Annotated in this window: 8 protein-coding genes; 3 read left to right on the forward strand and 5 right to left on the reverse strand. The window is 63.2% G+C overall.

Annotation, left to right across the window (positions count from 1 at the left end):
- Both AYR66_RS05675 and AYR66_RS05680 read right to left on the reverse strand, forming a co-directional pair.
- Nucleotides 1–325, reverse strand: a 325-nt coding sequence (locus tag AYR66_RS05675) for a VanZ family protein (protein ID WP_206047071.1), incomplete at its 3' end; no start/stop codon positions are given.
- Nucleotides 326–431: 106 nt separating this feature from the next.
- Nucleotides 432–770 carry a DUF1294 domain-containing protein gene (locus AYR66_RS05680; protein ID WP_088706719.1) on the reverse strand — a complete coding sequence of 113 codons (339 nt, stop codon included), beginning with the start codon at nucleotides 768–770 and terminating at the stop codon, nucleotides 432–434.
- Nucleotides 771–892: 122 nt separating this feature from the next.
- Here AYR66_RS05680 and AYR66_RS05685 point away from each other — a divergent pair, with 122 nt between their 5' ends.
- Nucleotides 893–1,246 carry a hypothetical protein gene (locus AYR66_RS05685; RefSeq protein WP_088706720.1) on the forward strand — a complete coding sequence of 118 codons (354 nt, stop codon included), beginning with the start codon at nucleotides 893–895 and terminating at the stop codon, nucleotides 1,244–1,246.
- Between the two features lie 6 nt (nucleotides 1,247–1,252).
- Here AYR66_RS05685 and AYR66_RS05690 read toward each other — a convergent pair whose 3' ends face one another.
- The gene (locus AYR66_RS05690) at nucleotides 1,253–2,605 is read right to left on the reverse strand and encodes a UDP-glucose dehydrogenase family protein (RefSeq protein ID WP_088706721.1); all 1,353 of its coding nucleotides are present in this window, start codon (nucleotides 2,603–2,605) and stop codon (nucleotides 1,253–1,255) included.
- 119 nt (nucleotides 2,606–2,724) lie between these two features.
- Nucleotides 2,725–3,480: a TerC family protein gene (locus tag AYR66_RS05695; protein WP_088706722.1), complete on the reverse strand. Its 756-nt coding sequence runs from the start codon at nucleotides 3,478–3,480 to the stop codon at nucleotides 2,725–2,727.
- A 248-nt stretch (nucleotides 3,481–3,728) separates the two neighbouring features.
- On the opposite strand from AYR66_RS05695, the gene nhaR reads away from it, so the two are divergent.
- Nucleotides 3,729–4,637 (forward strand): transcriptional activator NhaR, encoded by a 909-nt coding sequence (gene nhaR, locus AYR66_RS05700; protein ID WP_088706723.1) that lies wholly within the window; start codon nucleotides 3,729–3,731, stop codon nucleotides 4,635–4,637.
- Between the two features lie 21 nt (nucleotides 4,638–4,658).
- On the opposite strand, the gene AYR66_RS05705 is transcribed toward nhaR, so the two are convergent.
- Complete coding sequence (locus tag AYR66_RS05705) at nucleotides 4,659–5,258, reverse strand: LysE/ArgO family amino acid transporter (RefSeq protein ID WP_234814774.1); 600 nt, start codon at nucleotides 5,256–5,258, stop codon at nucleotides 4,659–4,661.
- 99 nt (nucleotides 5,259–5,357) lie between these two features.
- On the opposite strand from AYR66_RS05705, the gene AYR66_RS05710 reads away from it, so the two are divergent.
- On the forward strand, nucleotides 5,358–5,589 hold a 232-nt coding region (locus tag AYR66_RS05710; protein WP_141104172.1), incomplete at its 3' end, for a LysR family transcriptional regulator.

Here is a 5,589-nt window from a genome sequence, read left to right on the forward strand (position 1 = left end):
CTACATCGACCATCCAGTCCGACACCGCGCCGTGGCGATAAGGCAGGAAGCTTTGAATCGCTTCATCCAGCGCGCCCATCGCCGCCACCATGCAGATCGCCTTGACCGCCTTTGCCGTCGCATTGCCGGCCGTACCGCACGCAAGCAGGAAGGCGATGCAGGCATAGGTGCCGAAATGGAGCACTAGGCCGGACGCATATTCGCCGACGTCGGCCCGCGCGCCGGGAATGGAGCCGATCAGGATGACGGCCAGGTACAGCGCCAGGCCGCAGCGAAACATGATGGGTTCGGCGTGATTGCCGGAAAGGAAACGGGTGGGCAGCATCGGTAATCCTGGTTGAACTCAAAGGCCAGACGCTAGCCCGGACATGGGTGCCTGTCTTCGCGTCCGGTCAGACTTGCTGCGACTTTCCCGCCTGGTTTGCGCACGCTCAAATCCTGGCTGACAACAGCAGTGCGCCAAGTGCCGCGCAGTTGATGATTGCCGTGACCCAGAACATGGCCCGGAAAGACCGCTTCGCCGTCTTGTGGCGGAACAGCGCTTGCGCGACCAGCGCACCGGGCCAGCCGCCGGCCAGTCCCAGCAGGTGCAGCGTGCGTTCCGGCGTGCGCCGCGCCTGCTTCCGCGCGGCCGACTTGTCGATACCGTAAACAACCATCGCCACCAGGCTGGCGATGCTGTAGAAAATGGCAACCGCAAGCGGGATCGCGCCGGCAAGACCGGCGGCAATCAGGACGGAAAGGAAGAGGAGGGCGAACGTAATCGGCATGGCCCCGGAGTCTAGCAAATGTCGGAAGGCAACGCGGTTGTTGCGTGATGCGACCTGTTACAAAGATTCCCCGCAGGATCCGCGTCTTTGACCTTTAATATAGGTAGATCGAGGAGCAAAACATGAACACGAAATTTGCAGTCGCCACCGGCCTCGTTCTCGCCTGGCTGGCAGCCATGCCGGCGCATGCGGGCGGCCGCGTGCAATGGTCGGTAACAGTCGGGTCGCCCGGTTACGTGGTGCCGGCGCCCGGTGTCGTGGTTTCGCCGCAACCGTATTACAGCTACGGCCCGCCGCCTGCGGCATTCGCACCGCCACCGGTCGTCTACGTGCAGCCGGCATACCCGACTTATCCGCCGCCGGTTCTTTATGTCGATCCCTACGGACGGCCAATGCCGCAGCATCGGCACCGGCACCGCCATGATTGGGATGGCTGGGATGATGGTAATCGCGGACGGTGGGACTACCGTCGTTGACGTCTTCTAAGCCTTGCGCCCGATGCCGTAGTACCGCAGCCCCGCCGCCTGAACCGTCTGCGGGTCATACAGGTTGCGGCCGTCGAACACCACCTTGTCATTCAATCCAGCCGCCAGACGGCTGAAATCCGGCGCGCGGAATTCCTTCCACTCCGTCGCCAGCACCAGTGCATCCGCGCCTTCCACTGCCTCCCAGGGATCGCGCGTGAGATGGACGCGTTCGGCAAATTTCACGGCGCCGTGTGCCTTTCGCAGTACGCGCGCGGCCTCGTCGCAGGCCACCGGGTCGCAGGCGCGTATCCGGCACCAGGATCCCAGCAGTTGCTCGATCAGCGCCAGGCTCGGCGCTTCCCGCATGTCACCGGTATTCGGCTTGAACGAAAGGCCCCAGAGCGCGATGGTCTTGCCTTCCAGCCGCCGGGGGCCGCCGTAGTGGTTGCAGATCTTCCGGAACAGCAGGGATTTCTGTTTCTCGTTGACGGCGTCCGTGGCCTTGAGCAGGTGCGGCGCGCAGCCGGATTGCGTGGCGGTCCTGATCAGCGCCTTCACATCCTTGGGCAGGCAGGAGCCGCCGTAGCCGATGCCGGCTTGCAGGAAGAGCGGGCCGATGCGCGGATCCGCGGCAACGCAGCGGCGCACCGCCTCGATATCGGCGCCGACCGCTTCCGCCACGCAGGCCAGCTCGTTCATCAGGCTGATGCGTGTGGCAAGCATGACATTGGCTGCGTATTTGCTCAGCTCGGCGCTGTGCGTGTCGATCTCGATCAGCTGTTCCCGCTGCCGCAGGAAAGGGATGTACAGCTCGCGCATGATGCCGGCTGATTCGGTATCGTCGTAGCCCAGCACGACGCGGTCCGGGTGCATGAAGTCGTTGACCGCCGAGCCCTCCCGCAGGAATTCGGGATTGCTGACTATGCTGAAGGCGATGTCCACCCGTCGCGCCGCGAGTTCCTCAGCAATCACGGCGCGCACGCGCGCCGCAGTGCCCACAGGCACGGTGGACTTGTTGACGACGACCGCCGGATGGCGCAGGTGGCGGCCGACGAGCCGGGCGGCACCCAGGACATGGGTAAGGTCGGCGCTGCCGTCTTCCTCGGACGGCGTACCTACCGCGAGGAAAATCACTTCCGCATGCTGCACGGCCTCTTCATAGCCGGTCATGAAGGCAAGGCGGCCGGCGCGCCGGTTGCGGGCGATCAGTTGCGGCAGGCCCGGCTCGTGGATGGTGACCCTGCCGCGGTTGAGCAACGCGATCTTTTGTTCGTCGACGTCGACGCAGATCACCATGTTTCCGGCTTCGGCAAGACAGGCCGCAGTGACAAGACCGACATAACCCGTGCCGATGATCGAAATCTTCATGGAGTCCTCTCTTGCGAGATCGACCCGTGACACAGGATTACCGTTCCTTTATTTGCAATGCCTCAAAAGAAAATGCCGGGAGGAACCGTGGTTCCTTCCCGGCAGGCATGGCCGCGCGGTCAGCGCTCTTCCGCGACGTAGCGCGTGGCTTCCAGCGTGGCGCGCGTCGAGCGCTTGCGCAGGCGGATGTTGAGCATTTCCACCACGACCGAGAAGGCCATCGCGCTGTAGATGTAGCCCTTGGGCACATGGTGGCCGAAGCCTTCGGCGATCAGCACCACTGCCACCACCACCAGGAAGGACAGCGCCAGCATCTTGATCGTCGGATGCTCGGACACGAAGCGCCCGATCGGGCCGGCGAAGAACATCATCATGCCGACCGAGGCGATGACGGCGGCGATCATGACCGCGATCTGGTCCACCATGCCGACGGCGGTGATGATCGAGTCGAGCGAGAACACGAGGTCGATCACCATGATCTGCAGCACGATGCCGGCAAACGTATTCTTCACAGCGGTGGATGCGTGGTCGCCGCCAGCTCCCTCAAAGGTCTCGTGGATTTCGCCCACGCTCTTCCACAGCAGGAACAGGCCGCCCGCCAGCAGGACGATGTCGCGTCCCGAGAAGCCCTGGCCGAAAAGGGTGAACAGCGGCTGCGTCATGCTCACGATCCACGACAGCGTCAGCAACAGGCCGATGCGCATGAACATCGCGAGGAACAGGCCGAGGCGGCGCGTGAATTCCTGTTTTTCCTTTGGCAGCTTGTCGACCAGGATGGAGATGAAGATGATGTTGTCGATACCCAGGACCAGTTCCAGCGCGGTGAGGGTGAAGAAGGCAATCCATATCTGCGGATCGGAGAGCAGTTCGAGCATGGTTTTTCCTTTTCGTTAATGTCGTTTCACGGAGACCAACTCAGGGAATTGGACTTCGGGAAACGGCGGTAGTTGAAAAAACCGGGGACGTTTCGAAGCGTCCCCGGAAGGCAACAGACTCGCGTCTGCTCTCGGTTGAGGAAAACGTTGACCGGGACAGCACACCGATCGACCTGGTCATCTTAAAAGGCTTGTCATCTCTTAAAAAGCGAAGATAATATGAAGATTCCTTCGAAAAAATCGGAACAATGAAAAACGTCTCGCTGAACTACCGGCATCTCTATTACTTCTGGGTCGTTGCCAAGGAGGGCAGCGTCACGCGAGCGGCCGAACGGCTGGACGTGGCGGTGCAGACCATCAGCGCCCAGCTTGCGTTGCTCGAGCAGTCGGTAGGCAAGGCGCTCCTCGCCCCACAGGGACGGCGCCTGGTGCTGACCGAGGCCGGCCGGGTCGCGCTGACCTATGCCGACCAGATCTTCCTGCTCGGCGAACAATTGCAGGACGTGCTGGCCGAGGCCGATGTCGGACAGACCATGCGCCTCACTGTCGGCTTGTCCGATTCGCTGCCCAAGCTCACCGCGTCGCGCCTGCTGGATGCCGCGCTGAAATTGCCGCAGAAGGTGAAGCTGGTGTGCCACGAAGATGACTTCGAATCGCTGTTGGGCGAGCTTTCCGTGCACAAGCTCGACGTCATCCTCACCGACCGCGCAGTGCCGTCGGGTACCAACCTGCGCGTGTTCAGTCACCTGCTGGGCGAAAGCGAAACCATGCTCTACGGCTTGCCGGAACTGGCCGAACAGTACCGGCCGGGCTTCCCTGCCAGCCTGCGGGGCGCGCCGCTGCTGCTGCCGACCCGCAACCACGCGGTGCGCGGCCGCCTCGACCACTGGTTCGAGACGCATGACGTGCGGCCCGACATCGTCGGCGAGTTCGATGACAGTGCGATGCTCAACACCTTTGGCCGCACCGGCCTCGGCATGTTCCCCGCGCCTTCCGCATTGGCGGCGGCGGTGGAAGAGCAGTTCGGGGCGGTGCCGGTGGGCGAGCTCACGGATGTGCGCGAGCAGGTGTATGCGATTTCCAACGAGCGCAAGATCAAGCATCCGGCAGTCGATGCCATCCTGACGGCGAGTCACGAAAGCGTGTTCGCGCATTAGTGGAATGGCGGGGGAGGGCGGTCAGGTCACCAGCGATATTGCAAGTCCCAGCATCACCACACCGATCACCGCGTCAAGCATGCGCCATGCTGACGGCCTCGCGAACCATGGTGCCAGCAGCCGCGCCCCGAACCCGAGCAGCACGAACCACGTCATCGCCCCCGTCATCGCGCCGAGCGCAAACAGCCATTTTCCTTCCGGCCCCTGCTGTCCTCCGACCGCGCCGAGCAGCACGACGGTATCGAGGTAGACATGCGGATTGAGCAGTGTGACTGCCAGCACGGTGAGCAACGCGTCCCGCGTACCGGTCTCGGCGCGCTGCGGCGCCGCATCCAGCGCGTGCCGCCCGAACGCCGCACGCCAGGCGCGCAAGCCGTACCACGCGAGGAACAGCGCGCCGCCCCAGCGCGCTGCCGCCAGCAGGAAAGGGCTGCGCTCGACCATGGTGCCGACGCCCGCCACGCCGATTGAAATCAGCAGCACTTCGCACACAATGCAGACCAGCACCGTCAGCCCCACATGCTGGCGCTTCAGACCCATGCGCAGCACGTGCGCATTCTGCGATCCGATGGCGACGATCAGGCCCGCGCCCAGGCCAAGTCCTTTCAGGTAGAACGACACGATAGCCCTCCGTTTGAGATGGGAGGCATTGTGCTGCCGTAGAAAAAGAAAATGAACGATACTTAATATAATTCCGTAGTGCTTAAAATAATTTAACCGATGAAACTCGACCCTCGCCAGTGCGAAGCGGTGCTTGCCGTGATCGAAAGCGGCAGTTTCGAGCAGGCTGCCACCGTGCTGCACCTCACGCCTTCCGCCGTGTCGCAGCGCGTGCGCGCGCTCGAAGTCTCGCTCGGCACGCCGCTCGTGGTACGCACCCGCCCCTGCCGCGCGACGCCCGCCGGCCGGCGCCTGCTGCAATACCTGCGCCGTGTGCAGTCGCTGGCAGACG

Origin of the sequence: Noviherbaspirillum denitrificans (assembly GCF_002211445.1) — a bacterium.
Taxonomy (GTDB): Bacteria; Pseudomonadota; Gammaproteobacteria; order Burkholderiales; family Burkholderiaceae_D; genus Noviherbaspirillum; species Noviherbaspirillum denitrificans.

Coding starts and splice junctions, on each gene's coding strand:
- AYR66_RS05680 (WP_088706719.1), bottom strand. CDS start 770: ATGCCGATTACGTTCGCCCTCCTCTTCCTTTCCGTCCTGATTGCCGCC.
- AYR66_RS05685 (WP_088706720.1), top strand. CDS start 893: ATGAACACGAAATTTGCAGTCGCCACCGGCCTCGTTCTCGCCTGGCTG.
- AYR66_RS05690 (WP_088706721.1), bottom strand. CDS start 2,605: ATGAAGATTTCGATCATCGGCACGGGTTATGTCGGTCTTGTCACTGCG.
- AYR66_RS05695 (WP_088706722.1), bottom strand. CDS start 3,480: ATGCTCGAACTGCTCTCCGATCCGCAGATATGGATTGCCTTCTTCACC.
- nhaR (WP_088706723.1), top strand. CDS start 3,729: ATGAAAAACGTCTCGCTGAACTACCGGCATCTCTATTACTTCTGGGTC.